General features: G+C 70.5%; 22 protein-coding genes and 1 tRNA gene. 8 read left to right on the top strand and 15 right to left on the bottom strand.

Annotated elements, in window-relative coordinates:
• Positions 1-79 precede the first annotated feature (79 nt).
• The 7 genes from pheA to ACIA8X_RS04060 form a co-directional block, all read right to left on the bottom strand.
• Positions 80-1,012, bottom strand: coding sequence for a prephenate dehydratase (gene pheA, locus ACIA8X_RS04030; protein WP_393455817.1), 933 nt, complete (start codon positions 1,010-1,012; stop codon positions 80-82).
• Between the two features lie 120 nt (positions 1,013-1,132).
• Positions 1,133-2,479: an iron uptake transporter deferrochelatase/peroxidase subunit gene (efeB, locus tag ACIA8X_RS04035; protein ID WP_393455820.1), complete on the bottom strand. Its 1,347-nt coding sequence runs from the start codon at positions 2,477-2,479 to the stop codon at positions 1,133-1,135.
• 8 nt (positions 2,480-2,487) lie between these two features.
• Entirely contained in the window at positions 2,488-4,497 is a 2,010-nt protein-coding gene (locus ACIA8X_RS04040) for a copper resistance CopC/CopD family protein (RefSeq protein ID WP_393455823.1), read from the bottom strand.
• Between the two features lie 13 nt (positions 4,498-4,510).
• Entirely contained in the window at positions 4,511-4,957 is a 447-nt protein-coding gene (locus tag ACIA8X_RS04045) for a copper chaperone PCu(A)C (RefSeq protein ID WP_393455826.1), read from the bottom strand.
• Positions 4,954-5,607, bottom strand: a complete 654-nt coding sequence (locus tag ACIA8X_RS04050) for an SCO family protein (RefSeq protein ID WP_393455829.1) — start codon at positions 5,605-5,607, stop codon at positions 4,954-4,956. The genes ACIA8X_RS04045 and ACIA8X_RS04050 overlap by 4 nt, the downstream gene beginning before the upstream one ends.
• Positions 5,608-5,703: 96 nt before the next feature.
• Positions 5,704-6,441: a YcnI family protein gene (locus ACIA8X_RS04055; RefSeq protein ID WP_393455832.1), complete on the bottom strand. Its 738-nt coding sequence runs from the start codon at positions 6,439-6,441 to the stop codon at positions 5,704-5,706.
• Between the two features lie 192 nt (positions 6,442-6,633).
• On the bottom strand, positions 6,634-7,461 hold the full coding sequence (locus tag ACIA8X_RS04060) for a hypothetical protein (RefSeq protein ID WP_393455835.1): 828 nt from the start codon (positions 7,459-7,461) through the stop codon (positions 6,634-6,636).
• A 259-nt stretch (positions 7,462-7,720) separates the two neighbouring features.
• Here ACIA8X_RS04060 and ACIA8X_RS04065 point away from each other — a divergent pair, with 259 nt between their 5' ends.
• From ACIA8X_RS04065 to ACIA8X_RS04075, 3 genes are all read left to right on the top strand, one after another.
• Positions 7,721-8,167 carry an ATP-binding protein gene (locus ACIA8X_RS04065; protein ID WP_393455838.1) on the top strand — a complete coding sequence of 149 codons (447 nt, stop codon included), beginning with the start codon at positions 7,721-7,723 and terminating at the stop codon, positions 8,165-8,167.
• A gap of 113 nt (positions 8,168-8,280) precedes the next feature.
• Positions 8,281-9,210: an intradiol ring-cleavage dioxygenase gene (locus tag ACIA8X_RS04070; RefSeq protein WP_393455841.1), complete on the top strand. Its 930-nt coding sequence runs from the start codon at positions 8,281-8,283 to the stop codon at positions 9,208-9,210.
• Positions 9,211-9,221: 11 nt separating this feature from the next.
• Complete coding sequence (locus ACIA8X_RS04075) at positions 9,222-10,055, top strand: triphosphoribosyl-dephospho-CoA synthase (protein WP_393455844.1); 834 nt, start codon at positions 9,222-9,224, stop codon at positions 10,053-10,055.
• A 101-nt stretch (positions 10,056-10,156) separates the two neighbouring features.
• Here ACIA8X_RS04075 and ACIA8X_RS04080 read toward each other — a convergent pair whose 3' ends face one another.
• Positions 10,157-11,623, bottom strand: coding sequence for an aminopeptidase P family protein (locus ACIA8X_RS04080; protein ID WP_393455847.1), 1,467 nt, complete (start codon positions 11,621-11,623; stop codon positions 10,157-10,159).
• Between the two features lie 136 nt (positions 11,624-11,759).
• Positions 11,760-13,271 carry a PP2C family protein-serine/threonine phosphatase gene (locus tag ACIA8X_RS04085; RefSeq protein ID WP_393455850.1) on the bottom strand — a complete coding sequence of 504 codons (1,512 nt, stop codon included), beginning with the start codon at positions 13,269-13,271 and terminating at the stop codon, positions 11,760-11,762.
• A gap of 503 nt (positions 13,272-13,774) precedes the next feature.
• Here ACIA8X_RS04085 and ACIA8X_RS04090 point away from each other — a divergent pair.
• Entirely contained in the window at positions 13,775-14,434 is a 660-nt protein-coding gene (locus ACIA8X_RS04090) for a bifunctional DNA primase/polymerase (protein WP_393455853.1), read from the top strand.
• Positions 14,435-14,489: 55 nt separating this feature from the next.
• A complete protein-coding gene (locus ACIA8X_RS04095; protein ID WP_393455856.1) occupies positions 14,490-15,104 on the top strand; it encodes a hypothetical protein in 615 nt (204 codons plus the stop codon).
• 243 nt (positions 15,105-15,347) lie between these two features.
• Here the strand turns inward: ACIA8X_RS04095 and ACIA8X_RS04100 are convergent, their stop codons facing one another.
• The 3 genes from ACIA8X_RS04100 to ACIA8X_RS04110 form a co-directional block, all read right to left on the bottom strand.
• Positions 15,348-16,337, bottom strand: coding sequence for a DUF5926 family protein (locus tag ACIA8X_RS04100; RefSeq protein ID WP_393455859.1), 990 nt, complete (start codon positions 16,335-16,337; stop codon positions 15,348-15,350).
• A 130-nt stretch (positions 16,338-16,467) separates the two neighbouring features.
• Positions 16,468-17,106: an ATP-binding protein gene (locus ACIA8X_RS04105; RefSeq protein WP_393455862.1), complete on the bottom strand. Its 639-nt coding sequence runs from the start codon at positions 17,104-17,106 to the stop codon at positions 16,468-16,470.
• Between the two features lie 223 nt (positions 17,107-17,329).
• Positions 17,330-18,157, bottom strand: coding sequence for a glycerophosphodiester phosphodiesterase (locus ACIA8X_RS04110; RefSeq protein ID WP_393455865.1), 828 nt, complete (start codon positions 18,155-18,157; stop codon positions 17,330-17,332).
• A gap of 277 nt (positions 18,158-18,434) precedes the next feature.
• On the opposite strand from ACIA8X_RS04110, the gene ACIA8X_RS04115 reads away from it, so the two are divergent.
• From ACIA8X_RS04115 to ACIA8X_RS04125, 3 genes are all read left to right on the top strand, one after another.
• Positions 18,435-19,994 (top strand): S1C family serine protease, encoded by a 1,560-nt coding sequence (locus ACIA8X_RS04115; protein ID WP_393455868.1) that lies wholly within the window; start codon positions 18,435-18,437, stop codon positions 19,992-19,994.
• A gap of 397 nt (positions 19,995-20,391) precedes the next feature.
• The gene (locus ACIA8X_RS04120; protein WP_393455871.1) at positions 20,392-21,975 is read left to right on the top strand and encodes a serine/threonine-protein kinase; all 1,584 of its coding nucleotides are present in this window, start codon (positions 20,392-20,394) and stop codon (positions 21,973-21,975) included.
• A gap of 113 nt (positions 21,976-22,088) precedes the next feature.
• Positions 22,089-22,175: transfer RNA gene (locus tag ACIA8X_RS04125), tRNA-Ser, on the top strand.
• 135 nt (positions 22,176-22,310) lie between these two features.
• On the opposite strand, the gene ACIA8X_RS04130 is transcribed toward ACIA8X_RS04125, so the two are convergent.
• The 3 genes from ACIA8X_RS04130 to ACIA8X_RS04140 all read right to left on the bottom strand — a co-directional run bounded on the left by ACIA8X_RS04130 (position 22,311) and on the right by ACIA8X_RS04140 (position 25,905).
• Positions 22,311-23,687 (bottom strand): tyrosine-type recombinase/integrase, encoded by a 1,377-nt coding sequence (locus tag ACIA8X_RS04130; protein ID WP_393455874.1) that lies wholly within the window; start codon positions 23,685-23,687, stop codon positions 22,311-22,313.
• A gap of 59 nt (positions 23,688-23,746) precedes the next feature.
• Positions 23,747-23,932 carry an AlpA family transcriptional regulator gene (locus ACIA8X_RS04135; RefSeq protein ID WP_196461593.1) on the bottom strand — a complete coding sequence of 62 codons (186 nt, stop codon included), beginning with the start codon at positions 23,930-23,932 and terminating at the stop codon, positions 23,747-23,749.
• A gap of 494 nt (positions 23,933-24,426) precedes the next feature.
• Positions 24,427-25,905, bottom strand: coding sequence for an ATP-binding protein (locus ACIA8X_RS04140; protein WP_393455877.1), 1,479 nt, complete (start codon positions 25,903-25,905; stop codon positions 24,427-24,429).
• Positions 25,906-25,907 lie beyond the last annotated feature (2 nt).

Here is a 25,907-nt window from a genome sequence, read left to right on the forward strand (position 1 = left end):
GGTAGTACCGGCGTGAAACCTGTGCCGAAGCCGTCCGGAACCGGCGGCCACAAGGCCGCTCAGAACCGTCCGGAACCGCTCAGAACCGTCCGTCCTGGCACCGGGCCACCCAGTCCGCCGCCGACACGAACTCCTCGTCCGACGTCCCCAGGCGCGGCGGCTGCACATCCCCCGGCTTCACGTCCGCGCGCGGATACGAGCCCAGGAACCGCACCTCCAGGCAGATCCGCTTCAGCCCCATCATCGCCTCGGCCACCCGGCGGTCGGAGATGTGCCCCTCGGCGTCGATGCAGAAGCAGTAGTTGCCGATGCCGGCGCCGGTCGGGCGGGACTGCAGCAGCATCAGGTTGATGCCGCGGGTGGCGAACTCGCCCAGGAGGTCGCGCAGGCCGCCGGGATGGTCGTCGCGCTGCCACAGCACCACGGACGTCTTGTCCGCGCCGGACGGTGCCGCGGGCCGCGCGGGCCGGCCCACCAGCACGAAGCGTGTCTGGGCGTTCTCCGCGTCGTGGATCCCGGTCTCCAGGGCCTCCAGGCCGTACAGCGCGGCGGCGAACTCGCCGGCGAAGGCCGCGTCGTACTGGCCCTCCTGGACCAGGCGGGCGGCGTCCGCGTTCGAGGCGGCCGACTCCCAGTGGGCGTCGGGGAGGTTGGCCCTGAGCCAGTTGCGCACCTGCGGCTGGGCGGCCGGGTGCGCGGAGACCGTCTTGATGTCCGACAGCTTCGTACCCGGCCTGACCAGCAGCGCGAAGGTGATCGACAGCAGCACCTCGCGGTAGATCATCAACGGCGCGCCCGCGACCAGCTCGTCGAGCGTGGTCGTGATACCGCCCTCGACGGAGTTCTCGATCGGTACGAACGCGGCCTCGGCCTCGCCGACGCGGACCGCGTCGAGCGCGGACTGCACGGACACGTAGGGGATCAGCTCCCGGGTCGCGGCCTCGGGAAGCGTGCGCAGGGCGGCCTCGGTGAAGGTGCCCTCGGGGCCGAGATAGGCATAGCTCGCTGGCATGACCTCACCCTAATGGGCCTTGCGAAACGCGGTGTACACATCTCACTCGGCTGCCTCAAAGGGCGGGCCGACGCCACAGTCACCCCTCCAGCAACTCCTGCCCCACGTACTCCCCCTCCGTCACCCCTCCAGCAACCCCTGCCCCACGTACTCCCCCTCCGCCGCCCCACCCGGCACCGCGAACAGTCCGCTCGCCTCGTGTCGGATGTACTTCGACAGCGCGTCGCCCCGGTCGAGCTTGCGCTGGATGGTGACGAAGCCGCGCAGGGGGTCGGCCTGCCAGCAGATGAAGAGCAGGCCCGCGTCGGGCACCCCGTCCGCGTCGATGCCGTCGTGGTACGAGAACGGGCGCCGCAGCATCGCCGCCCCGCCGTTCTGGTCGGGCCGGGTGATGCGCGCGTGGGCGTTGATGGGGACGACCAGGTTCCCCGCCTTGTCGACCTTCTCCAGGTCCATCTCGGCCGTCTCGGCGCCCCCGGACAGCGGCGCCCCGTCCGACTTGCGGCGCCCGATGACGTCCTCCTGCGCCTTGACCGAGAGCTGCTCCCAGTCGTCGAGGAGCATGCGGATGCGGCGTACGACGGCGTAGGAGCCGTTCGCCATCCAGGCCGGGTCCTTCGAGCCGGACTCGGGCACGAAGATGCGCTGGTCGAAGTCGGCTTCCGTCGGCTTCGGATTGCGCGTGCCGTCCATCTGGCCCATCAGGTTGCGCGCGGTCATCGGGTGCGCGGTGGCGCCCGGCGACCGGTTGAAGCCGTTCATCTGCCAGCGCACCTTGGCCGCCTGGCCCGCGTCCTTCTGGATCGCGCGCAGGGCGTGGAAAGCGACCAGGGCGTCGTCGGCGCCGATCTGCACCCACAGGTCGCCGTTGCTGCGTGCCTTGTCGAGCTGGTCGGAGGAGAAGTCGGGCAGCGGGTCCAGGGCGACCGGGCGCTGCTTCTCCAGGCCGGTGCGCGTGAAGAAGCCGAACCCGAAGCCGAAGGTGATCGTCAGCGACGACGGCCCCGCGTCCCGGGCGACATCCGTGTCGTCCTGCTGCGTCGCCTCGCCCGCCATCAGCCGCCGGGCCGTCTCCGACCAGCGGCGCAGCAAGGCTGCCGCCTCCTTGCGGCCAGCGCCCGCCGCCAGGTCGAAGGCGACGACGTGGCCGCGCGCCTGGAGTGCCTGGAGGATGCCGGGCTGATGTTTCCCGTGAAACATCACCTGATCGGCGCCCAGTGAGGTGAGCGGCGTCGCCTCGGTCGGCCGGGCGGCGTATCCCACGGCCCCGCCGGCCGCACCGAGCACCAGCCCCGTGGCACCGGCGGTGCCGAGCAGCCGTCGCCGCGAGATGCCCTCCTTCAGGGTGGCGCCTTCTCCAACGGCCTCCTTATTGGCGGCGCTCTCGGAAACGCCGCCATTAAGTGCCGTCTCGCCCTTGAGGGGCGTCTGAGGAGTACGGGCCTCCGGAATGGACTGGTCAGCCATGGTGAGGTTCAGCCGATCTGCGCGTTCTTGGAGATGGTGGCCTGGTCGATGTCGGAGGTCCGCACGGTCACGGCGATCTTCCACTCGCCCGCCATGGGGATCTGTACTCCGCTAGCCGACCAGTGCCCGGTGGAGATGTGGTCGGGGACGACGGGCAGCGGCCCGATGTCCTGGGACTCAAGGGTGAAGGCGATCTTCACTTCCGGGATGTCGAAGGCGCGCCCGTTGGGCCGCTGCACATAGACGTGCATCTCGTTGCCGCCCACGCGCGCGGGATCGAGGTCGACCCGTACGACGCCCTTGCCGTCCTCGCCGCCGGTGTCGAAGGACATGTCCAGGGTCAGCGCCCCGGACGACGACGCGTCGGCGGACGCGGACGACGTGGCCGCCTTGGCCTCTTCCTCCGTACGCCCCGGCTCGGTCGACGTCAGCATGGTGGTGACGGCGAGCAGGACGACGGCGACGCCCGCCTCGGCGAGCACCGAGCGGCGCAGCCCGAACCGGTTCGGGTCGGCGTCCCGCTGCCGCTTCTGCCGTGCCGTGTCGATCGCGTCCCGCTGCCGGGCGAGCTGGGCGGCGCGCTTGGAGTCGCCCTTTTCGGATACGGCGGCGGAGACGCCCTTCTTGCCGGAGGTCGAGGTGGAGGCTGGGGCCGAGGTGGAAGCGGATCCGGAATTGCCCGCCTTGGCAGTGGCGTGCTCCCTCTCGCCGTCGACGGTCTCGCCCTCGACGGCTTCCGCCGCCTTCCGCGCCTTCCGCACGACCGTGTCCGCCAGCCGCCCCGTCCACCGCCGCGAGATCCACGCGACCCCGACCAGCAGCACCACGAGCCCGATCTTGACCAGCAGCAGTTGCCCGTACCGCGTGTCGGTGAACGCCGACCACGACCCGAGCTGCCGCCACGACTGGTAGATCCCGGTCGCGACCAGTGCCAGCACGCTGCCGAAGGCGACGCGGGAGAACCGTCGTACGGCGGACGCCTCGACGGGCGTGTCCGTGGGCGCCCAGTACAGCGCCACGAGCAGCGCGGCGAGCCCGCCGAGCCAGCCCGCGACGGCCAGCAGATGGACGATGTCGACCGGCATCGCGATCCCGGCCTGGAGCCCGGTCGAGGCGTGCTCGGACATCGCCCAGCTCGCCGCGAGCCCCGCCGCCACGACGGTCCCGCCGACGGCGAGCCCGAAGGTCAGGTCCCGCTTCTCCTCGTCCTCCCGCTTCTCGTACGCCCCGAACAGCACCGCGATGAACAGCGCCGCCGCGGCGAGCAGCAGCAGCCGGGACACCAGGGCCGCGCCCGTTTTGGTCTGGAGCACCTGGCCGAGGAGCTCCAGGTCGAAGATGTCGCCGACCTTGCCGGTGCTGGTGTACGAGCCGCGCAGGAGCAGCAGGCCGAGCGTGGCGGCGGTCAGGGCCAGCCAGCCGGAGACGACGAGCCGCTGCAGCGCCCGTACGCCTGTTCCGCGCTGCCAGCAGGTGAGCACGAAGGCCGCGCCGCCGACCATGACGATGAAGCCGGCGTACGACACGTACCGCCCGAACCCGTAGAGCCAGCCGACGACTCCGCCGCCCGCCTCCTGCCCGGAGACCGAGACGCTGGTCTGCGAGGGGGCGCCGATGGAGAAGGTGTAGGCGCCGGCGACGGGATGGCTGTCCTCGGACACCACCTGGTAGGTGACGGTGTACGTGCCGTCGGGCAGGCCGCTGTGGAGTTTCACGGCGTACGTCGTGCCGCTGAGGTTGGCAGGGTCGCCCTGGTCGATGCGCTTGCCCTTGGGGTCGAGCACGCGCAGGGAGTCGTCGGACAGGGCGACCTTCTCGGAGAAGGTCAGGGAGACCTGGGTCGGGGCCTTGTCCACCACCGCCCCCTGCTGGGGGTCGCTGCCGGTCAGCGCGGCGTGCGCGGAGACCGGCCCGGCGCCGGCGAGGAGCAGGCCGGCGGCGGCCAGGAGCAGCAGAACCAGGGTCCGGACTCGCGACGGCATCAGGGTCCGGACGCGGGGGGCGATGGTCTGGGTCAAGGCGATCTCTCCCTCAGTGTCCGGTCTTCGGGTTGTACGTCGCGGATTTCACCGGCATCTCGACGGTGACCGTGCCGGACTCGGCGAAGTGGAGCTTCACGGTCACCTTCTCGCCCTGCTCGGGCTTGCGCTTCAGCTTCTCGAACATCAGATGGCTGCCGCCGCTCTTGAACACGAGTTGACCGTGCGCGGGGACGTCGACGTTCTTGACCTCCTGCATCGACGAGTCGACCGTTTCGTGAGCGGTCACCTCGCCGACGTCGCTGGTGACGGAGGTCAACTGGTCCTTCGTACCGCCCTTGTTGGTGATCGTCAGGAAGCCCGCGGCCATGGAGTCGGAGACCGGCTGCGGGATGTAGGCGCCGCTGACGGACAGTTCGGCCTTGGAGTCCTCGGAACCGCAGCCCGCGAGGACCAGGGCCCCGGTCAGTACCGCGACCGGCGCGACGAGACGCCTCACGGCTTGGCCCCCTTGATGAGCTTGGGGAGGTCCTTGGTGTACTCGTCGACGGTGGCGTCCTCGGTGTAGAGGACGTATCCGGCGTCGGACTTCGGCGAGAACGCGACGACCTGGGTGCCGTGGGTGGAGACCATCTTGCCGTTCTTGTCCTTGTGCGGCGGCTCGATGGAGATGCCGAGGGTGCGCGCGCCGGCCTGGATGGTGTCGAAGCTGCCGGTCAGGCCGATGACCTGCGGATCGATGCCCTTGAGCCACTTGCCGAGCGCTGACGCGGTGTCGCGCTCCGGGTCGGTGGTGACGAACACGACGCGCAGCTCGTCCTGTTCGGCCTTGGGCAGCTGCTTCTTGGCGACGGCGAGGTTGTTCATCGTCAGCGGGCAGACGTCGGGGCAGTTGGTGTAGCCGAAGTAGATCAGCGTCGGCTTGCCCTGGGTCTCCTTGCGGAGGTCGTACTTCTTGCCGTTCGTGTCGGTGAGGACCAGGTCCGGCTTCTCGAACGGCTTGTCGAGGACGATGGCGGCCTTGTCGGAGCCGGGCTCCTCGGAGACCACGGTGACGGGGTCGGCGCTGTCGTCGCCGCTGCCGCAGGCGGAGAGGGGCAGGGTGGCGGCGGCGAGCAGGGCGGCCGCGGCGAGTGTTGTCTTACGCATGCTGCTGCAATCTCCCGGGGGACGACCCCCGGCCCCGGCCGAGAGCCAGTGGGCCGGGGACACGGGGGCGTCCCTAGGTGTGGGTGTACGGGTGGGTCAGGCGTTGGTGCGCCGACGGCCGGCGAGCACGCCGTACGCCACGCCCAGCGCGCCGACGACGATGCCGACCACGCCCAGGACGCGGGCGGTGGTGTCACTGCTGTCGGCGGGCTCGGCGGCCTCGGTCTTCGCGGCGGCGGCTTCGGCGTCGTCGGAGTCGGAGGCCTTCTCGGAGGAGGACGAGCCGTGGTGGCCCTCCTCGGCGGCGGACAGTGCGAGGACCGGCGCCGGGTTCTCGGGCTCCTCCTGGCCCTCCTGCGGGACCTCGATCCAGCGCACGACCTCCTTGTTGGAGTACGTCTGGATCGCCTTGAAGACGAGCTCGTCGGCGTCCTCGGGGAGCTGGCCGATGGCGACCGGGAACTTCTCGAAGTAGCCCGGCTCGACGCCCTTGCCCTCGGCGGTCCAAGTGATCTTGGAGACCGCTTCGGAGATCTTCTCGCCGTGCATCTCGATCGGCTTGTCGAGCTTGGACCTGGTGACCTCGATCTTCCAGCCGGGCATCGGCTCCGGCATCGCGGAGGCCAGCGGGTGGTCGGTCGGGAAGTTCACTTCGAGCTTGGTGGTCGAGGCGTCGTCGCGCTCGTTGGGCACCTTGAAGTCGACGACCGCGTAGCCGCCCTTGGCCGCGGTGCCCTCGGGCTGCACGCTGACGTGGGCGAAGGCGGGGACGGACAGGGCGAGCACGGCCGTGCCGGTGAGCGCGCCCGTGGCGGCGATGCGAGAGGCCTTCATGCTGAGCACTCCACTGTGAATGAGGTTCGGATTCCGGTGGTGAAGAGGGGTGAAGAGGAGTACGCGTGCGCAGGGGTGCCCGATCAGGCCCACCACGAGGGAACAGGTCGGCCCATCGAAAACCGGGTACGCGCGCGTGCCGCACGACGGCGGCCCCTCAGCCCACTTCAGTGGAGTGGCGGTCGCGTCGTGTCAGGCGGCGAGGGCGAGTGCGGCGCCGGCGGGCGGGCCGCGCCTGATCACCGAGTGCTGGAGTGCGAGGGTGCGGGGCTCGGGCGGGCCGGACCACTCGGCGTGCGGGACGCGCGGGCCCGCCTCGGGAGCGCCGGGCAGCCCGGCACGCAGGGCGCGCACCAGCGCGAGCGCCCCGCGCAGGGATCGTACGAACGCGCCCTCGGCGACCGAGTGCGCCGAGAAGGCGGACATCTCGACGATGCGCAGCAGGGCCAGGTCCCCGCGCCGCAGCAACCACCCCGCGACGACCGCCGCGAGGAGGTGCGCCAGCACCATGGGCAGGGACGGCAGGAGCGATGCGGAGGTGTTGGTGGCGGCGGATATGCCGTCCGCCGCGGGGTGCGAGGCGTGCGTGCCCGCGGCCGGGTGGAGCCGTGCCTCGGTGAGGAGCTTCTGGGCCTGGGCGGGGCTGATGGCCGCGGCGGCGGTACCGCAGACGAGCCGCGCGGCCTGCTCGATGAGCGCGGCGTCGAAGGTGGCCGCAGTGCTGGACACCCCGGTGGCCGCGCCGTGTTGCCCGAGCCCGAACAGCGCGTGCAGGGCGGTCTGGCCGGCCGCGAGCAGTGCCGCGATCCCGGTCAGCGAGCGCTCCCGCCCGGCGAACGGCACCGTGACCAGGAGTACCCCCAGGAACCCGGCGCCCAGCGTCCACAGCGGGACCGTGGCGCAGGAACCCAGCGCGTGCCCGACACCGGCCAGCACGACGCAGACCGCGGCGAACACCGCGGCCCGCAGTATCCGGAGATCTCCTCCGGAGCGCACCGTGCGCGGGTGGGGGGCAGTCATGGCGGGCTCATCATCGCACTGGCCTTATGACCGCCATACGGCAGGTCCGCAAGATGACTTACGAGCGGTTCGGGACGTACGGGGCGATAGAGACCGTACGACCGGAAGATCACCTTCTGGTGTGGGCGGACCCTACATACACCGATTCCAACGTGGGCGCATCGACCATATGGGCGGCATCACGTCAAGGATGTGCTTACACCCCCGCACTCGTGGCAATACGTAACGGTATGTCGAGCCGCGGCCAGGAGGCTGGAGCATGAGCATCTGGTGGTCACTCCATCTGCGGCGGGAAGCTGCGAGCGTGCCGCTCGCCCGGCGGTTGCTGATCGGCACCATGGAGACCGCGGGCGTCGACCCGGACGTCTCGTACGACCTCTCCGTCGCCCTCAGCGAGGCCTGCGCCAATGCCGTGGAGCACGGCGGTGACAGCGAGCCCGACGGCTCCCCCCAGGCCTACCGCGTGACGGCCTATCTGGACGGCGAGAAGTGCCACATCGAGGTCGCCGACTCGGGCCCCGGTTTCCTGGCACCCCGCGCCCCTCGCCCGGCCTCCACCGACGCCGAGCACGGCCGCGGCCTCTGCCTCATCGAGGAACTCGCCGACCACGTCCAGATCGGCAACAAGCCGGGATGGGGCGGGGCGGTGGTGAGCTTCGACAAGATTCTGAAGTGGCGTGAGGACGCGCCGTTGATGGCGGTGTAGCACCGCCCCCGTATCTCAAGGGAAGCCACCCACTTCAGCTTCCTCAGCACTCACAGCCCCCGCACAGCGCCACCCCAAGGTTCTGACGGGTGGCGTCCCTAACTTCCTGGGGCATGACGGGAAATCACAAGGACAAGTCGATCACTCGGCGCCGCGCGATGGTGGTGACCGGCGGCACGGTCGCGGCGGGCGGGCTCGCCGTCGCGGGCTACCAGGCCGCCTTCGCCGACACCAGCACGACCACGACCACGACCGATGGCGCGGCGGCAAGCGCGACCGCCTCGGAGAGCTCCGGCTGCATGACGCTGATGTCGAGCGTCACCGAAGGCCCGTACTACCTCGACAACGCCCTGGTGAGAAAGGACATCACCGAGGGCAAGAGCGGCGTCCCGCTCACCCTGCGCCTCACCGTCGTCGACGCCACCGACGGCTGCACCCCGGTCAAGGGCGCCGCCGTGGAGATCTGGCACTGCGACGCCTGGGGTTACTACTCCGGCTACACCACGGCCAACCCCGGCGGCTCCGCGCCCGCCGAGAGCGAGGACGGCTCGACCGCCAACGACAACACCTACCTGCGCGGCTACCAGATCGCCAACGCCAACGGGGTCGTCAAGTTCGAGACGATCTTCCCGGGCTGGTACACCCCGCGCACCTGCCACATCCACCTCAAGGTGCACACGGGCGGCCAGAAGGAGGACGGCACCTACGAGGGCGGCAAGGTCAACTACACCGGCCAGCTGTTCTTCGCCGACGACATCGCCGAGGAGATCTTCACGCTGGAGCCCTACTCGAAGCACTCCGGCAGCTACACCACCCTCGACAACGACATGGTGTACGACGGCGGCGGCGCCTCCAGCGGCCTGCTGACCCTGAAGGCCGTGCACAAGAAGGACCCCTCCAAGGGCTACAAGGGCTTCCTCACCATCGGTGTCGACCCCGACGCGGAGAACACCGGCGCGGGCAGCGGCGGCGGTGGCGGCGAGGGCGGTACGCCCCCGGGCGACGCGCCCAGCGGCACCCCGTCGGCCTCGGCCTCCTCGTAGGGGATACGACCATGAGCAGCCGTGAGGACGACGCGCTCGCGCAGGCCGCCGTGACCGCGCTGACCGGGCAGCTGGCCCTGGCCCCCAAGCCGGGCCTGCCCGACCCGCGCGACCTCGGCGCCCGCGTCACCCGTCGGGACCACCGCATGCTGCGCTGGTCGGCCAAGTCGCTCGCGCCGGGCCTCGCGGCGATGGCCGCCGCCGCCCGGCGCACGGGCGAGCCGACGCCGGGGCTCCGTACGGAACTCGGCGCGATCGGCAGGTGCACCGAACACTCCGTGCACCTGGCCGGCGGCGGTCACCGGGGCGCGCTGTGGGCGCTCGGCCTGCTGGTCGCCGCGGCCGCGCTCGACCCCCGGGCCGGCGCGCGGGACGTCGCCGCGACCGCCAAGCGCATCGCCGCGCACACCGACAAGCGCGCCCCGCGCAAGCCCTCCCGGGGCTCCTCGGTGTCCGCGAAGTACGGCGCGGCCGGGGCGCGGGGCGAGGCACGGGCCGGATTCCCGCACGTACGGCGGGCGTTGGACACGCTGGCCAAGGCCCGCGCGGCCGGCGCCGCGGAGGAACAGGCCCGCCTGGACGCCCTGCTCACGGTGATGTCCACCCTCCAGGACACCGAACTGCTCTACGCCGCGGGCCCCCTCGGACTACGGCACGTCCAGGCGGGCGCCCGCGGAGTCCTGGAAGCGGGCGGCACGGCGACGGAGGCGGGCGCGGAGGCCTTGGCGTCGCTGGACGCCGACCTGCACGCACGCGCGTGGAGCCCGCGGGGGAGTGCCGGGTTGCTGGCGGGCGCGCTCTTCCTGGACTCATTGCCGGTCAAGGGACTGGCGACGGCTGCCTGATGCCCCTCAGGGGCGCGGGGAACTGCGCGACCAGCCACAGGCGGCCCGCAGTCCGCAACGATGGCCGGACACCCCTTCGGTATCCGGCCATCAATCCAACGTCAGCCCTTCAGAGAAGCCATCCAGCTCTCGACCTCATCAGACCGCCGGGGCAGCGCAGCGCTCAGGTTCCGGTTGCCGTCCTCGGTCACCAGGATGTCGTCCTCGATCCGCACCCCGATGCCCCGGTACTCCTCCGGCACGGTCAGGTCATCGGCCTGGAAGTACAGCCCCGGCTCGACGGTCAGCACCATGCCGGGCTCCAGCACACCCTCGACATACGTCTCGGTCCGCGCGGCGGCACAGTCGTGCACGTCCATGCCGAGCATGTGCCCGGTCCCGTGCAGCGTCCACCGCCGCTGCAGGCCCAGCTCCAGGACCCGCTCCACCGGCCCCTCGACAAGCCCCCACTCGACGAGCCGCTCGGTCAGCACACGCTGCGCCGCGTCGTGGAAGTCCCGGTACTTCGCGCCCGGCTTCACGGCCGCGATACCGGCCTCCTGGGCGTCGTACACGGCGTCGTAGATCCTCTTCTGGATCTCGCTGTACCGGCCGTCGATCGGCAGCGTGCGCGTGACGTCGGCGGTGTAGTACGTGTGCGTCTCCACGCCCGCGTCGAGGAGCAGCAGATCACCGGAGCGCACGGGCCCGTCGTTGCGCACCCAGTGCAGGGTGCAGGCGTGCGGACCGGCCGCGCAGATGGAGCCGTAGCCGACGTCGTTGCCCTCCACGCGCGCGCGGAGGAAGAACGTGCCCTCGATGTAGCGCTCGGAAGTCGCCTCGGCCTTGTCGAGGACCTTCACCACGTCCTCGAAGCCGCGCACGGTCGAGTCGACGGCCTTCTGCAGCTCGCCGATCTCGAAGGCGTCCTTGACCAGCCGCGCCTCCGACAGGAAGACCCGCAGCTCCTCGTCCCGCTCGGCGGTGACCTTGTCGGTCAGCGCGGCCTCGATGCCGGCGTCGTAGCTCCGTACGACACGCACCGGACCCGTCGCCTCACGAAGCTTGTCGGCCAGCTCGCGCACGTCGGACGCGGGGATGCCGTACAGCTTCTCGGCCTCGGTGAGCGAGTGCCGGCGGCCCACCCACAGTTCGCCCTGGCCGGAGAGCCAGAACTCGCCGTTCTCGCGGTCGGAGCGCGGCAGCAGGTAGATCGTCGCCTTGTGACCGTCGGCGACGGGCTCCAGGACGAGCACGCCGTCCTCGGTCTGGTTGCCGGTGAGGTACGCGTACTCGACCGACGCCCGGAAGGGGTATTCGGTGTCGTTCGACCGCGTCTTCAGGTTGCCCGCCGGGATCACCAGCCGCTCACCCGGGAACCGCGCCGACAGCGCGGCACGCCGCGTGGCGGTCTCGGCGGCCTGGGGGATCGGCGCGAGGTCGCGCAGCTCCGTGTCGGCCCAGCCGGACTGCATGTTCTCGGCAAGCTCGTCGGACACGCCCGGGTACAGGCCGTTCTTGCGCGGCTTGATCGGCTCTTTTTCGGCAGTCTCCGGGGTCTCCGGGAGCTCTTCTGCCACGGCGGTCATCCTCCTCGATACGGCACTGGGCCCCCTCCATCGTACGGTCGTACGGAAGGGGGCCCAGGGGCGAATGGCCTGTTACACGGCAATCGACGGTCACTGTTATGTGCGCCACTGTTCGCCTGTTATGGGCGGCAACGGCTTACTCGAAGCGAGCCGCCAGCAGGACGACGTCCTCCGCGCTGTCCGCCCGGTCGAGCCCGTCCGGCAGCACGGTCCGCAGGACGTGGTCGACGACGGCGTCCGGGTCGTGCCGGATCGCCCTGGGCACCCCGGCCGCGGCCGAGTGCAGCCGGGCGAAGGCGCGGTCGGTGGGGTCGCCGGTGCGGTGCAGCAGCCCGTCGGTGTACAGCAGAACCGTCTCTCCGGCTTCCGCCGTCAGCTCCACACTCGGCGCCTCCCAGCAGGCCAGCATGCCCAGCGGCGCGGACACGGACGTCTCCACGAACTCCGTGCGCCGATCGCCGATCAGCAGCGGCGGGGTGTGCCCGGCGCCGGCGAGCGTGATCTTGCGCAGGGCGGGCTCGCAGTAGGCGAACAGGGCGGTGGCTGAGCGGGCCGGCTCGGTGAGTCTGAGCAGCAGTTCCAGGTCGGACAGGACCGCGACCGGGTCCTCGCCCTCCATGACGGCGTACGCCCGCAGGCTCGCCCGCAGCCGCCCCATGGCGGCGACCGCGCTGGGCCCCGACCCGGTCACCGAGCCGACGGCCAGACCGAGCGCGGCGTCCGGCAGCGGCAGCGCGTCGTACCAGTCGCCGCCCCCGCGCGGACCGGTGCGGTGCCGGGCGGCCAACTGGACGCCGGTCATGCGCGGCAGCCGGGACGGGAGCAGCTCCTCGGCCATCGTCCGCATGGACGCGCGCGTGCGCTCGATTTCGAGGAGCCGGGCGAGGTGCTCGGTGGCGTAGCGGGTGTACAGGCCGACGAGGTGGCGCTGGCGCTCGGCCGGTTCGGCGGGCTCGTCGTACAGCCACACGGCGGCGCCGAGGCGGCCGGCCGCGTCGGTGGTCAGGGGGAGGGCGTAGCTGGCGGCGTAGCCGAGGCGGGCGGCCACCTCGCGGTGGCGGGGGTCGAGCTTGTCCCCGGCGAACAGGTCGGGCTCGGCGATCTCGCCGTCGCCGCCCGGGAGGCCGTCGAGGATCCTGCCGTACGACATGGCGCTGCGCGGCACGGTCTCGATGTGTCCGAGATCGGCGCGGGCGAGGCCCAGCCCGATGGTCGTGTCGGGGCCCAGCCCGTCCGCCGGTTCCAGTACGACGAGACCGCGCCGGGCGCCCACGAGGGCGGATCCGGCGCGCAGGATTTCCTCAAGAGCCTCGGCGAGCGAGTCCGTGCGGGCCAGGCGCTCGGTGAGTTCGTGGAGGGTCGTCAGGTCCGAGACCCAGCCGGCGAGACGGTCCTGGAGGACCACGCCTGGTGGGTTGGGCGGGGGGACCGCTGAGGCACCCGAGGCCGCGTGCGCGGGCGCGACAGTGTGTGCGGGCGAGGGAACCGTCGAATCGATTCCGGCCACTTTCGGAGGGTGGGGAGCGTTCATGGCGTCCGGCTTTCGGACCGGTGCGTATTGCTCAAAAGCATCGCAAACCCCCATGTCATTCTGCGCCGCTAGCAGTGTCTCCACATGTACACGCACTCGTAAGGGGATGTCCAGCATTGTCCTGCTGGGATTCCTGGTGTCCGTGGGCAACCAGAGCCCTCGTCGTAGATCTCTTGCACAAAGGCAAAGTTGGCTTAAAACTGTGACAGGGAACGGGGTATTGCGGTCGACTGGTTTCGCTCCACAGAGCGTCACAACGGTCGTGATGGGTACGTACTCGGTGAAGACCAGGGGTGGTTGACAACCACCCGGAACCTGGTGACGGACCCGGGCGTCTTAGCCACCGACGGCCGTGCCCCATCCTCCCGTGGCGGAGGCGAAGAGAAATACGCGGGACAGCAAAACGCCAGACTTCGCCACCCCACGCCACGCCCATGCTTTTGCCAGACGCAGTATGGACGGGGCTGCCGCGGAAGCAGCCAACGCTCGACCCATAGGGGTTTCCCTTGCCCAGGGCAGGGGTGTGATGCGCCATTAGGTACGCACAGTGAAGTGATCGACACATGGTGTGATGTGGCCCACGGTGTTGCCAGCGGTGCAACGGAAAGGAACGAGCGCTCATGCGCGAGATCCTCGGAAAGCGACGCAGGCTCCTGCGCGGCGATGGGAGGCCTGAGGTGATCAGCGCGGCCCTGACCTTCGCGACTCAATGGCAGTGGCCCGTACTCCCGGGTGTGGCGGCGGATCCGCAGAAGTCGGACCGCTGCGGTTGTCCGGACCCCGAGTGCACGGTGCCCGGTGCCCACCCCTTCGACCCCGGTCTCCTCGCGGCGACCACCGACGAGCGCATGGTGCGCTGGTGGTGGGCCAACCGGCCCGCGGCCCCGATCATCCTCGCCACCGGCGGCACGGCGCCCTGCGCCGTCAGCCTCCCGGCCCTGCCGGCCGCGAACGCCCTCACCGCACTCGACCGCATGGGCATGCGCCTCGGCCCGGTCGTCGCCTCGCCCGCCCGCTGGGCGATCCTGGTGAAGCCGTACTCCATGGAGCAGCTGGGCGAACTGCTGTACGCCAAGGACTTCGTCCCGGGCTCCCTGCGCTTCCACGGCGAGGGCGGCTACCTCGCCCTGCCCCCGTCCGAGACGGGCCAGGGCCCCATCAGCTGGCAGCGCGCCCCGCTGCCCGGCTCGGCCTCCCCCTGGGTGCCCGACGTGGAGGCCGTGGTGGACGCCGTGGTCGAGGCCCTCACTCGTACGGGTGTGAGCGCACCCGAGTTGTAGGGGTGTACGGCGCGCGCGGAACGGGACGCGCGTGCGCGGTAGTTACATTCCGTGTATGCCCCGTCACGCTGAGACACGCCGCTCAGGCTCAGGAAAGATCCGTCTGTTCGCCCTCGCCGGCGTCGTGGTGGGCGCGGTCGCGCTGCCGCTGGCCGTCGCCTCCGCGGGACCCGTGGGCGAGGAGGAGCGCGCCCTCGGCCATACGTCACGCAAGTCCGAGCGTCCTTCGGTACGTCCCTCCCCCGCCACCGACGCCAAGGGGCCCGCGGCCGAGCCCGACGACTCCCTGCTGCTCGGCCTGGGCCTGGCCACCGCCACCCGCTGCGGCCCCGAGCTCACCTCCCCGGAGGGCATCGAGGCGCAGACCTGTGTCCTCACGCAGGGTGAGGAGACCTGGGCGCGCACCTACTTCCGCAACGCGACCGGCGGCGCGCTGGACTCCGTACTGAGCCTCATGGGGCCCGGAGGCCGCACCGTGCAGATGCGCTGCGCCGGGGGTGCCGAGGACGAGCCGGGGACGTGCGAGACGCCCAGGCGGCCCACTCGGGGGAATCTGGACGCCTACACGGCGGTGGCGGAGTTCGCCGCGCGGGCCGGGAACGGGCCGCTGCTGCTGCGCGCCGCGAGCAACTCCGTACCGGACGATTCCACGGCGGTCACGGGCCGTTGACACGCGACGTCATTTCGTAAATGACCGCACGCATGGAAAGACCCGGTTGCTGGCGACGGGGGATGCACCAGCAACCGGGCTAATGGAACGGTAACAAGAGATCGGCGGTTCGCAAATTCGATCCGGGCTTTCCAGTCACGGATTCCCTTGCTCCGCTTGGGAGTTGTGATCGGATTCACCCCTCCCGCGAGGGCCGGTTCGACTGAACGGCCGTTCAGTCGAACCCGGTCTCCCTCCTGTGCGTCAGCTGAGCGTGACCTGCCGGTTGGTCAGGCCGCCGCGCGCGCGGCGCTCGTCCGCGGTGAGCGGAGCGTCCGTGGCCAGGGCCGCGGCGAGGCGCTCGGCGAACTCGGCCGCCGGCTTTTCCACGTCCTCCGCGCCGATCTCGCTCGGCAGGTCCCAGACCGGCACGGTGAGGCCGTGAGCGCGGAAGGAGCCGACGAGCCGGGTGCCCTCGCCGAGGCTCGACTTCCCCGCCGCGTGCAGCCGCGCGAGAGCGTCCAGAAGCTGCTCCTCGGGGTGCGGCATGACCCAGCGCAGGTGGTTCTTCTCCGGCGTCTCGCACCAGTAGGCGGCGTCCACGCCGGTCAGCTTCACGGTCGGGATGGCCGCGGCGTTGGCCCGCTCCAGGGAGGCGGACACCTCCGGAGTGGCGTTCTCCGCGTCCGGGACCCAGAACTCGAAACCGCTGTGCACAACTGGCTCGAACGCGCCTTCGGGATCGAGCAGATCCTGCAGCCGCGGACCGTCGGCCGGGGCGCGGCGGCCCTGGATCGGCGTGCCGGGCTGGGCGGTGAGGGCCTGCTGGAGGGTGTCGGCGAGGTCGCGGCTGATGTCGCCCGACGCCGTGTCGTTCTGCAGGCCGAGCAGCACCGAGCCGTCGTCGCGGCGCAGGGCCGGCCAGGCCATCGGCAGGACGGTGGCGAGGGTGACGGACGGGACGCCCTCGGGGAGACCGCCCTGCAGGGGCAGCTCGACGGTGGCGGCCGGCACCAGTTCGCGCAGGGCCACCCAGTCGCACTCGGACGGCAGGCCCTCGAACGGGCGGTGCACCAGCTCGGTCACCGCCTGTGCGGCGGCCCGGCCGTGACAGGCCTTGTAGCGGCGGCCGCTGCCGCAGGGGCAGGGCTCGCGTGCGCCGACAACCGGAACCTGTCCATCAGCGCCTACGGCGCGGGCCCCGTCGACGATCTGCGGGCGCTTGGCCTTGGTCTGAGGTCGCTTCTTGGCCATCGTGGGTGTCTCCCGGTTACGGCTCGTCTGGTACGGCGCGAGCCTAGCCGTTCACGCCATGGCCGACGGGAGCCTGTGGACAACCCGCCGGGTCGTGCCGGACGGGGAGTCGCCGCGCGCGACCGGCGCTTCAGTCCATGTCGTCGAAGGCGTCCGAGAAGGCGAGGCCGGATATCGCGCCCACGGACGGTGCTGCGACGCGCGTAGCGAAGTCGTCGCGGCGGTCCCCGGCGTCCGGATCATGCACGTCGTCGTGGACCACGACCCAGACCGTGACCTCGCCGCGCGCGTCGTCCCGTACACCCCAGTCGTCGGCCAGGGCGGTGATGATGTTCAGCCCGCGGCCGCCGTGTGCGGTGACCGAGGGCGTGGCCGGAGCCGGGCGGGTGGGCCCGCCGCCGTCCGTCACCTCGACCGTGAGCCTGCCGCTCGTGTCCACACGCCATGCGGCCCGGACGTCGCCGTCCCCGGACAGCGCGTCGCCCAGCGGGCGGCCGTGTTTGCACGCGTTGCTCAAGAGTTCGGAAAGAATCAGTACGGCGTCGTCGATGACCGTTTCCGCGACCCCGCCCGTGCGCAACTGCGAGCGCATACGGTGTCTCGCCTTCCCCACGCCCGCAGGGCCATGGGGTACGGCCATGCTCGACGACGCGGGCACCTCCTGTGCCACCACCAACGCCACCCCCGAGACCTCCTTTGCCCCACGCCACGGTGTGGATGCCCCATTGGCCTGAACCGGAAACCGGCCAATCAACGTCCCACGACGCATTCACAACGATCGAATACGGACCGAACGCGCCGGAGCACTCCCCGTAGTCGACATGGCTGGAATTCTTCGGTGTGGCCGAGAGTGGAGGATGGGGCTGGTGGGACTCCGGGGTCAAGAGGTTGTGCAGGGATTGATGAGGTTTTAGTGGTTTCCGGGTGTGCGGTTTGCTCTGCCGCACGCGCGCGTGCTCTCAGCGCCCGCGACGCCAGGGAGCACACGCGTGTCAGCGGCCGAGTTGGTGCAGTACCGCGCGCGGGCGGTTGGTGATGATGGCGTCGACGCCCAGGTCGACGCAGAGGTCGACGTCCTGGGGCTCGTTCACGGTCCAGACGTGCACCTGGTGGCCGGCCCGCTTCAGGCGCTCCACATACGCCGGGTGATTGCGCACGATGCGGATCGAGGGGCCCGCGACATGGACGCCCGCGGGCAGTCGGCCGTCCCGCAGCCTGGGTGAGACGAACTGCATCAGATAGACCGTCGGCAGGGTCGGCGAGGCGGCACGCACGCGATGCAGCGAGCGCGCCGAGAAGCTCATGACGCGCACCGGGGACTCCTCGTGCGAGGCGGGCGCATCCAGCCCGAACCGCTTCAGCAGGTGCAGCAGCCGCTCCTCGACCTGCCCCGCCCACCGCGTCGGATGCTTGGTCTCGATCGCCATCTCCACCCGCCGCCCGGCGTCGGCGACGAGCTCCAGCAGTCGCTCCAGGGTGAGCACGGAGGTGTCCTCGGGGTCCTCCGGCCGGAACTCCCAGTCGGGCTCCTCGGCCCGGTTCTTCCACGAGTCACGGTTCTTCCGGGAGCCGAAGTCCAGGGCGGCGAGCTCGGCGAGCTCCAGGGCCGAGACCGCGCCGCGGCCGTTGGACGTACGGTTGACGCGGCGGTCGTGCACGCAGACGAGATGACCGTCCGCGGTGAGGCGTACATCGCACTCGAGGGCGTCCGCACCGTCCTCGATCGCCTTTTTGTACGCGGCCAGGGTGTGCTCGGGAGCGTCTTCGGAGGCTCCGCGATGGGCGACGACTTGGGTCTGCTGCTGCCGTGCGTGGGTCACGGCGTCATGGTGTCACCGCGCCGGGGCGGGCGTGCGACCGGAGGAGGAGCGAGCGTGCAGGGATTGCGCCCTATTGGTCCCACATGGGCAATATAAAGGTTGGCCGTGGACCCACAGCAACCGCTTATGGTGCTCTGACGGCCCGTGGGAAAAGCTGACGGCATACATAAAGGCATGCACAGCTGAAGCGCACCGACCGCCGACAAGTACTGGCAAGCGTGAACGGGCGTGACCGAGTGCGACCCCAGACAATAGCCGTGGATCGAGGAGAGAAGCTGTGAGCACCGAGAACGAGGGCGCCGCGGTACCCCCGGCCCCGTCCGCACCCCCCGTGCCGGTGGACGCTCCCGCTGCTCCGGCTTCCCAGGAGCGCCCGGCCCCCGAGGGCGACGGCGCCCCGACCGCTCCGCTCCCGCCGGTGCCGAGCGGCGCCCCGGCGAGCGCCAACGGCACGCAGCCGTACGCCGCCCCGGAGACCGCCCAGGCGGCGCAGCCGCCCGCAGCCCCGGGCACCTCGAACGACGCCCAGCAGCCCGTCACCCAGGGCTCGGCCCCCGACGCCTCCTGGCCGCCCCCGCCGCCCGCCGCACAGCCGTCCGCCACAGCGCCGTACGCGACACAGCCGTACGCCGACAGCGGCGCCATGGCAGGCGGTGCCGGTGCTGGTGCCGGTGCGGGATCCGGCTGGGGTGCGGCGTACCCGCAGCCGGCGCCGAAGGCCGGCCGCGGGCGCGGCGGACTGCTCGCCGCGGTTCTCATCGCCGCGCTGGTCGCGGGCGGTCTGGGCGGCGGCCTCGGCTACACCCTGGCCAAGAACGACGACAACACCTCCTCGACGACCGTCTCCGCCCCCGACAGCGGCGGCTCCGTCAAGCGCGACCCGGGCACCGTCGCGGGCGTGGCCGCCAAGGCGCTGCCGAGCACCGTCACCATCCAGGCCGAGAGCAGCGCGGGCGAGGGCGGAACCGGCACGGGCTTCGTCTTCGACGCCGAGGGCCACATCCTCACCAACAACCACGTGGTGGCCGACGCGGTCGACGGCGGCAACCTGACGGCGACCTTCCCGAACGGCAAGAAGTACGACGCCGAGGTCGTCGGCCACGCCCAGGGCTACGACGTGGCGGTCATCAAGCTCAAGAATGCCCCCTCGGGCCTCAACCCGCTGACGTTGGGCGACTCCGACAAGGTGGCGGTCGGCGACTCGACGATCGCGATCGGCGCCCCCTTCGGCCTGTCCAACACGGTCACCACGGGCATCATCAGCGCCAAGAACCGCCCCGTGGCCTCCAGCGACGGCACCGGCAGCAACGCCTCGTACATGAGCGCCCTGCAGACGGACGCCTCGATCAACCCCGGCAACTCCGGCGGCCCGCTGCTGGACGCCCAGGGCAACGTCATCGGCATCAACTCCGCGATCCAGTCCGCCGCCAACGGCCTGGGCGGCACCAGCCAGTCCGGCTCGATCGGCCTCGGCTTCGCCATCCCGATCAACCAGGCCAAGTACGTCGCCCAGCAGCTGATCAAGACCGGCGAGCCGGTCTACGCCAAGATCGGCGCCTCCGTCTCCACGGAGGACACCACCGACGGCGCCAAGATCGTCGACCAGGGCAACAGCAGCGCCGCCGCGGTCGAGGCGGGCGGCCCCGCCGACAAGGCCGGCCTCAAGCCCGGCGACGTCATCACCAAGCTCGACGACAGGGTGATCGACTCCGGTCCCACCCTGATCGGCGAGATCTGGACCCACCAGCCCGGCGACAAGGTCACGATCACCTACGAACGGGACGGCCAGTCCCGTACGGTCGAACTCACCCTGGGCTCCCGCAAGGGCGACAGCTGACGCGACGGCCACGCGCGCGTAGATCAGGCTCTGACACGAGCCGACTACGCGCGCGTGCCTGTTTTTCCGGGACGCGACGCGCCGTCCTGTGGAAGCGACGCGGCCAGTTCTCTGGAAGCAACGTGCACATCCTCTGGAAGCGACGTGCCCGTTCTCTGAAAGTGGCGTGCCTGTTTTCTGGAAGTGAGGGGAACCAGGGCGCGACGAACCCGCGTCCACCTCACCGGGTGGCACCCTTTCGCTGAGGTGTGGACTGCGCGATGAGCGCGCGGAGTTGCCGATCGACCGGCGACAGCGTCCACGCGTTCGAATGGGCTATCGTGCCTTCTCGACCTCGACTCTTCGCGAATGGGAAGCAGAGCCGCGAATGGGAAGCAGAAAAGGGGACGGTCTCGCGGTGTCCGATCTTGGACGGCTCGTCGCCGGCCGGTACCTGCTGGTGGACCGGGTGGGCAGCGGCGGCATGGGCACCGTCTGGCGTGCCGAGGACAAGATGCTCGGCCGCCATGTCGCCGTGAAGAAGCTGCACATCCCACCGCACCTTCAGGACGACGAGGTCCGCACGCTCTACGAGCGCACCCGCCGCGAAGCGCGCAGCGCCGCCCGGATCACCCACCCCAACGTGATCGTCGTGCACGACGTCGTCGACGACGAGGGCCTGCCCTGCATCGTCATGGAGTACGTCCCCTCGGTCACGCTGAGCGACGTACTGAAGCGGCGCGGTGCGCTGCCACCCGAGGAGGCCGCCCGGATCGGCCTCGCCATGGCCGCCGCCCTGCGTGCCGCCCACGACGCCGGAGTGCAGCACCGGGACGTCAAGCCCGCCAACGTGCTGCTCGGCAACGACGGGCGGATCATCCTCACCGACTTCGGGATCGCCATGGAGTCGGGAACGTCCTCGCTGACCAAGCCCGGCGAGCTGATCGGCTCCATCGGCTACCTGGCGCCCGAACGGCTCCGGGGCGCGCGTCCCGAGACCGGTCCCGCCAGTGACCTGTGGGCCCTGGGGGCCACGCTGTACCAACTGGTCGAGGGGCAGGACCCGTTCCGCCGCAACACCGCGATCGAGACCGCGTACGCCATCGCCGCGGACCCGTACGAGCCCCCGCGCAACGCGGGGGAGCTGGCCCCGGTGATCGAGGGCCTGCTCGTCAAGGACCCGGGTCAGCGCATGGACGTGCACGAGGTCGAACGCCGCCTGAGCGACGTGACCGGCACACGGACCGAGAGCCTCGATCCGCCCACGCGACCGGACCGTGCCGACGACCTCGCGCCTCCCGCGAGCAAGAGCGGAGCCAACCGCGGCCGTCGCCGTACGGTGGCGCTGTCAGCCCTGGCCGTGACGCTCGCCGCCTGCCTGGCGGCCGGCGCGGTGTGGTGGCTCAACGGCAGGGCCGACGGCCCGGGCAAGCAGGCGTCGGGCTCCGAGGCGACCACGCCCACCTCGTCCACTTCACCCACAGCGCCCACCACGCCCACGTCGGGCACCAGCCCTGACCCCAGTTCTGGCTCCAGCTTCTCGGTGCCGCCGGTGCCCGCCGGATACGTCCTCAAACAGCCGGACAGAGGCATCTCCGTGCCCGTGCCGGAGGGCTGGACCCGCAAGGCGCTCGCCGGGGGCGAAGTCGGCTACATAGACCCGACGGGACTGGTGGGCCTGAGGGTCAACGTCATCGAGTTCGCCGGCACCGATCCGCTCCAGCACTGGCGTGAGACGGAAGAGGAACAGACCGCCCGCGACAATGCCGGCTATGAGCGCGTGAGGATGGCCGAGACGACCTTCCGGGGACGGCCCGCCGGATACTGGGAGTTCACCTTCGAGGGCAGACAACGGAAGTACCGTGCCGCAGAGTTGGCCTTCGCGAGCGCCGACGGCACCCAGTACGTGATCTACCTCTCCGCGCCGGACGCCCGATGGCACGAGTACCGCCCGGTCTTCGACAACGCCGTCAACGGGGTCCGCGTGGGCGACGGCACCTGACAGCGGCAGAGGGCCCCGGACCCGCGCACCGGACCTCATGTGGACCACGAACCCCGCCCACCGCGCGAGGCCGGTACGCTGTACCCGCTCCGCCCCTGGTGGGACGGGGCCGAGGTGGGTTGCCCGAGCGGCCTAAGGGAACGGTCTTGAAAACCGTCGTGGCGGCGACGTCACCGTGGGTTCAAATCCCACACCCACCGCGCAGGTCAGAAGCATTGCAGGTCAGAAGGGGTGCCTTCCAGTGGAGGGCACCCCTTCGGCGTTCACCCTGTCTCACCCTGACTCGCCCGCATCCCGGGCTTGACCAGCGCGTGCGGCCAACCTGCGGCCAGGATTTACGGCTCCTCTGACTCGCCTTCCTGCTCCGCCAACCCCTGCTCGATCAGCGCGTTCATCCTGGCTTCCTCGCCGTCCAGCACCTTGGCGTAGTAGCGCTGAAGCACAGCGACGCTCTGGCCCGCGCGCCGGGCGGTCTCGGCAAGGCTGACCCCGGACCGGAGCCAGAACGACACACAGGCGTGGCGCAGGTCGTACGGGATGGCGGCGAGTGGAGAGGCCACCTGCGCGGCTGTGAGCGCCTTCTTGCGAGCCTCCTTCCACACCGCGCCGTACTCCTGCGACCGGATGGGCCCGCCCCGCACGGCACTGAACAGTTGACCCTCGGTCGTGGTGCCGAACGCTTCGAGGTGGGCCCGCAGGATGGCCACCAGTACAGGCGGGATGGGTACGGGTCGGACTGCCCGGCGGGCCCGATGTTTGAGCTGCCGCTCCTCGTACGGCTTGCCGTCGTCGGTCCACGCGGATCCCACCTGCGGCCGGGCGCCAGCGAGCATGAGCCGTCCCCAACCTTCTGTGGGGAGTTCGCACTGCTCAGCGCTGAGCATCGACACCTCCTCCGGCCGCATGGCGGCGTAGTAGATGCATGCGTAGAACGCGACCAGGTGGGCGCCTCGCTGCCCCTGTGCCCGGACTGCGTCCAGCAGCGCCCGTGCCTGCGCCGGGGTGGCCACACTGCGCACGTCCAGCTCTTCCACTGCTTTGGGCGTCTCCCAGTGCACTCGGTGCAGTGGGTTGCCGGGCAACAGTTCCTGTTCCACCGCGAGGCGAAGGCAGTTGCTGAGCACTGCGCGGCGACGCCGGAAGGTGTTGGCTGCGGCTGCCTTGCCGTTCTTGCGCTTGGCCAGGGCTTCCAGCACCATGCGCACGCGCTTCGCGCTGTCTAGGTCGACGACGGCCGGTGCGTTGCGTGCCACCCATGCCAACGCCTTGGCCTCCGGTTCGGGCGGCTCCTGGTCATGGCGTCCGGCGTTGAATCCCCACTGGTAGAGCGCCCGGCGCAAGAGGTCGTCCGCCGGGCGTCCCTTCCCGGCCGGACACAGCGCCATTGTGGCGATGGTCAGGCTCTCTGCGATGCTCGCCCGGTGCTTTGCTGCGGCAGTCGGCCACTTTCGCGCGGCGTGCGCGCGGGCATGGGCGTACCAACTCGTGCGGTTCCGCTCCCGGAGCTCCGACACGGGGAGGCCAGTCTCGGTGTCGAACGGTTCGCCTTTACGGGCCGCGGTCAGCAGTTCCGCGCGGCGAGCGTCGGCGAGCGTCTTGGTAGCGAACCTCTCCGGAAACTCCGTCCCGGCGACTTGCCAGCGGAGTTGGTACGGAGCTGACTTGCTCGGACGCTTCCGGACGTTCCAAATGCGCACGTCATAGCTGTGCATTGTGCTCCTCACGGAGATGGGGCCCGCCGTACGGCGGGCCCCATCGGGTCGGTCAGCGGTCAGGCGGCGATCTCGTGCTTGGCCCACCACGCGTCCAAGTCACTGCGACGGCAACGGATCTGGCCGTTCGGCAGCTTTATGAGCCTTGGCGCCTTGCCACGGGCGCGCATCCGGTAGAAGGCGGCGCGGCTCATCTCGATCTCTTCGAGGACTTCGGGGAGCTTGAGCATCCGGGGGCTGGCCATTCGGTGGCTCCTCAGTAGTCGGGGTGACTTCAAGTGCCATTGGCTGAGCGCAGGCGGACTTCGGAACTTGTCGAATGCCTGCGTGTGTCCGAGGTGCGGATTTCTGCGTCACCTGCGTCATCTGCGTCATTCGCCGCTCTGACCTGCGGTTTCTCGGTGACGCAGCGCGGTGGGGGTATGTCACCGGTGACACGGACCTGCGTCATGGAGTGACGCAGGTGACGCGGGGTGACGCAGGAACCGGCCGTCTGCGTCACCGCTGTTTCGGCAGATCACCGGCCGTTTTCGGGGCGCGGGTGACGCAGGTGACGCAGCGTCTCTCTACTTCGGACAAAGAGGGGGTGGTGTCTGTTGTGGTGCGCGGCTCAGAGAGTGAAGAAGGAGCCGCTTCGCGGCGCGTCCATTGCCGGGCGGCGGTGCCGCCGAACAGCAAGAAGAGCACGCGTGACCGGGTGCTCCTCTTGCTTGTGCGGGGCGGTCGTGGTGCCGCGCGGTCAGAAAGCCGCTTCCTGCTCGGACGGGGGCGGCGCGGCGGACGGCCGCGCGATCTCGATGTAGCGGGATGCGTTGGTGCGTCCCCAGTCGATGAGGACGCCCCGGGCGGCGAGGGTGGGTTGAAGGCGCTTGAGGCGGTCTGAGAGCACCTTGCCGGTGGTCGGCCACCCTTTAGGCAGGGGACGGAAGTCCTCGCCCGCGTAGAGGCCGGTGAGGCAGTGCAGCCATTCGGCGGACGTCATCCGCTGCTCGGTGCCCGGCTCGATGCCGGCGGCGTGCTTGAGCACGGTCTGCGCCAACAGGTCGCCCTCGATGACGTCGTCGTTGAGGTCGTCCAGGCTGGCCCGGTAGGCGGCGAGAGCTCCCAGACCGGTGGCCGCGTCGAGTTGCGCGCACAGGTGCGCGAAGTCGGCCATGCGTAGGTCCGTGGGGATGTCCGCCTCAGCCGCCCGTACCTGCACGGTGAGGTCCAGGAGCGAGCCGAGGATGACGGGTAGCACCTCTGCGAAGTCCGACCACAGTTCGGCCTCGGTGCGCCTCACGCGGGGGCGTTCCAGCCGCAGGGGCAGGAGTCGTTCGGCGAGGTCGGGCCGGATGACTCCCACGTCGATGCCGGTCAGGAGCAGGGGGCGACGGTAGCCGATGCGGAAGACGTCGCCGTCGGTGAACAGGGCACGCTTGACGTTCTCGGCGCCGGTGACGATGCAGCACATCGCATCCGACAGTTCCGGGGTCATGTGGGAGAGGTTGTCCAGGGCGGTGACCCAACCGGCCGCTACCGCTGTGATCAGGTTCTCCTCATCCTTGGGTGCCCGGCGCAGGTCTCCGGTCATGCCCTCGATGATTCGCACGAGCATGCGCCCGCCGGTGGACTTTCCCGCGCCCTGTGGTCCGGTGAGGAAAGGGGCCGGGACGGGCACCGTCGGCCCGAGGCAGCCGATGAGCCAGGCGATGGCCAGGCACTCGGTCTCCGCGGTGGCGAAGTTGCACAACCGCATCAGCAGGTCGATGCCCTTGCCGTTGGTGTCCTTGGCCGGCAGGGGTAGTTCCCCGGTTAGTTGGGTGCGGCGCCAGCACACCTCTCGCGGGTCCGGGGTGGCGATGTCCCATCCGGTGGGGTGGATCCGTACGGACTGCCCGTCGCTGCGCCCGAGGTCCAGCCATGTGGCTCCGTCGAATCCCGGGGCGACGCGGATGTGCACGGGCTGAACGTCCTCGGTCAGTGCGAGTGCCTCGATCAAGTCGAGCGCCTCCTTCATGGCCGTGCCGTTGAACACGCCGATGCCGTCCTTGAACAGTCCGACCATGAGTTCTTGGCGGTGGCTGCCGGTGGTGCCCTGGGACCGGATCGGACGGGCCACGGGGTGGCCGTTGCGCTGCGCGTACACGGTGCCGTCGGCGGTGCGGAAGTAGCGGAAGTGCGCTTGCGCGTAGTCGGTGATGACTTCGCGAGCGGGGTTCTTGTCGTCGTCGGACATGG

Source organism: Streptomyces sp. NPDC051738 (assembly GCF_044453205.1).
Lineage (GTDB): Bacteria > Actinomycetota > Actinomycetes > Streptomycetales > Streptomycetaceae > Streptomyces.

Coding starts and splice junctions, on each gene's coding strand:
- ACIA8X_RS04080 (WP_393455847.1), bottom strand. CDS start 11,623: ATGACCGCCGTGGCAGAAGAGCTCCCGGAGACCCCGGAGACTGCCGAA.
- ACIA8X_RS04055 (WP_393455832.1), bottom strand. CDS start 6,441: ATGAAGGCCTCTCGCATCGCCGCCACGGGCGCGCTCACCGGCACGGCC.
- ACIA8X_RS04105 (WP_393455862.1), bottom strand. CDS start 17,106: ATGCGTCGTGGGACGTTGATTGGCCGGTTTCCGGTTCAGGCCAATGGG.
- ACIA8X_RS04070 (WP_393455841.1), top strand. CDS start 8,281: ATGACGGGAAATCACAAGGACAAGTCGATCACTCGGCGCCGCGCGATG.
- ACIA8X_RS04100 (WP_393455859.1), bottom strand. CDS start 16,337: ATGGCCAAGAAGCGACCTCAGACCAAGGCCAAGCGCCCGCAGATCGTC.
- ACIA8X_RS04140 (WP_393455877.1), bottom strand. CDS start 25,905: ATGTCCGACGACGACAAGAACCCCGCTCGCGAAGTCATCACCGACTAC.
- ACIA8X_RS04095 (WP_393455856.1), top strand. CDS start 14,490: ATGCCCCGTCACGCTGAGACACGCCGCTCAGGCTCAGGAAAGATCCGT.
- pheA (WP_393455817.1), bottom strand. CDS start 1,012: ATGCCAGCGAGCTATGCCTATCTCGGCCCCGAGGGCACCTTCACCGAG.
- ACIA8X_RS04135 (WP_196461593.1), bottom strand. CDS start 23,932: ATGGCCAGCCCCCGGATGCTCAAGCTCCCCGAAGTCCTCGAAGAGATC.
- ACIA8X_RS04060 (WP_393455835.1), bottom strand. CDS start 7,461: ATGACTGCCCCCCACCCGCGCACGGTGCGCTCCGGAGGAGATCTCCGG.
- ACIA8X_RS04065 (WP_393455838.1), top strand. CDS start 7,721: ATGAGCATCTGGTGGTCACTCCATCTGCGGCGGGAAGCTGCGAGCGTG.
- ACIA8X_RS04050 (WP_393455829.1), bottom strand. CDS start 5,607: ATGCGTAAGACAACACTCGCCGCGGCCGCCCTGCTCGCCGCCGCCACC.
- efeB (WP_393455820.1), bottom strand. CDS start 2,479: ATGGCTGACCAGTCCATTCCGGAGGCCCGTACTCCTCAGACGCCCCTC.
- ACIA8X_RS04075 (WP_393455844.1), top strand. CDS start 9,222: ATGAGCAGCCGTGAGGACGACGCGCTCGCGCAGGCCGCCGTGACCGCG.
- ACIA8X_RS04090 (WP_393455853.1), top strand. CDS start 13,775: ATGCGCGAGATCCTCGGAAAGCGACGCAGGCTCCTGCGCGGCGATGGG.
- ACIA8X_RS04085 (WP_393455850.1), bottom strand. CDS start 13,271: ATGCTGGACATCCCCTTACGAGTGCGTGTACATGTGGAGACACTGCTA.
- ACIA8X_RS04130 (WP_393455874.1), bottom strand. CDS start 23,687: ATGCACAGCTATGACGTGCGCATTTGGAACGTCCGGAAGCGTCCGAGC.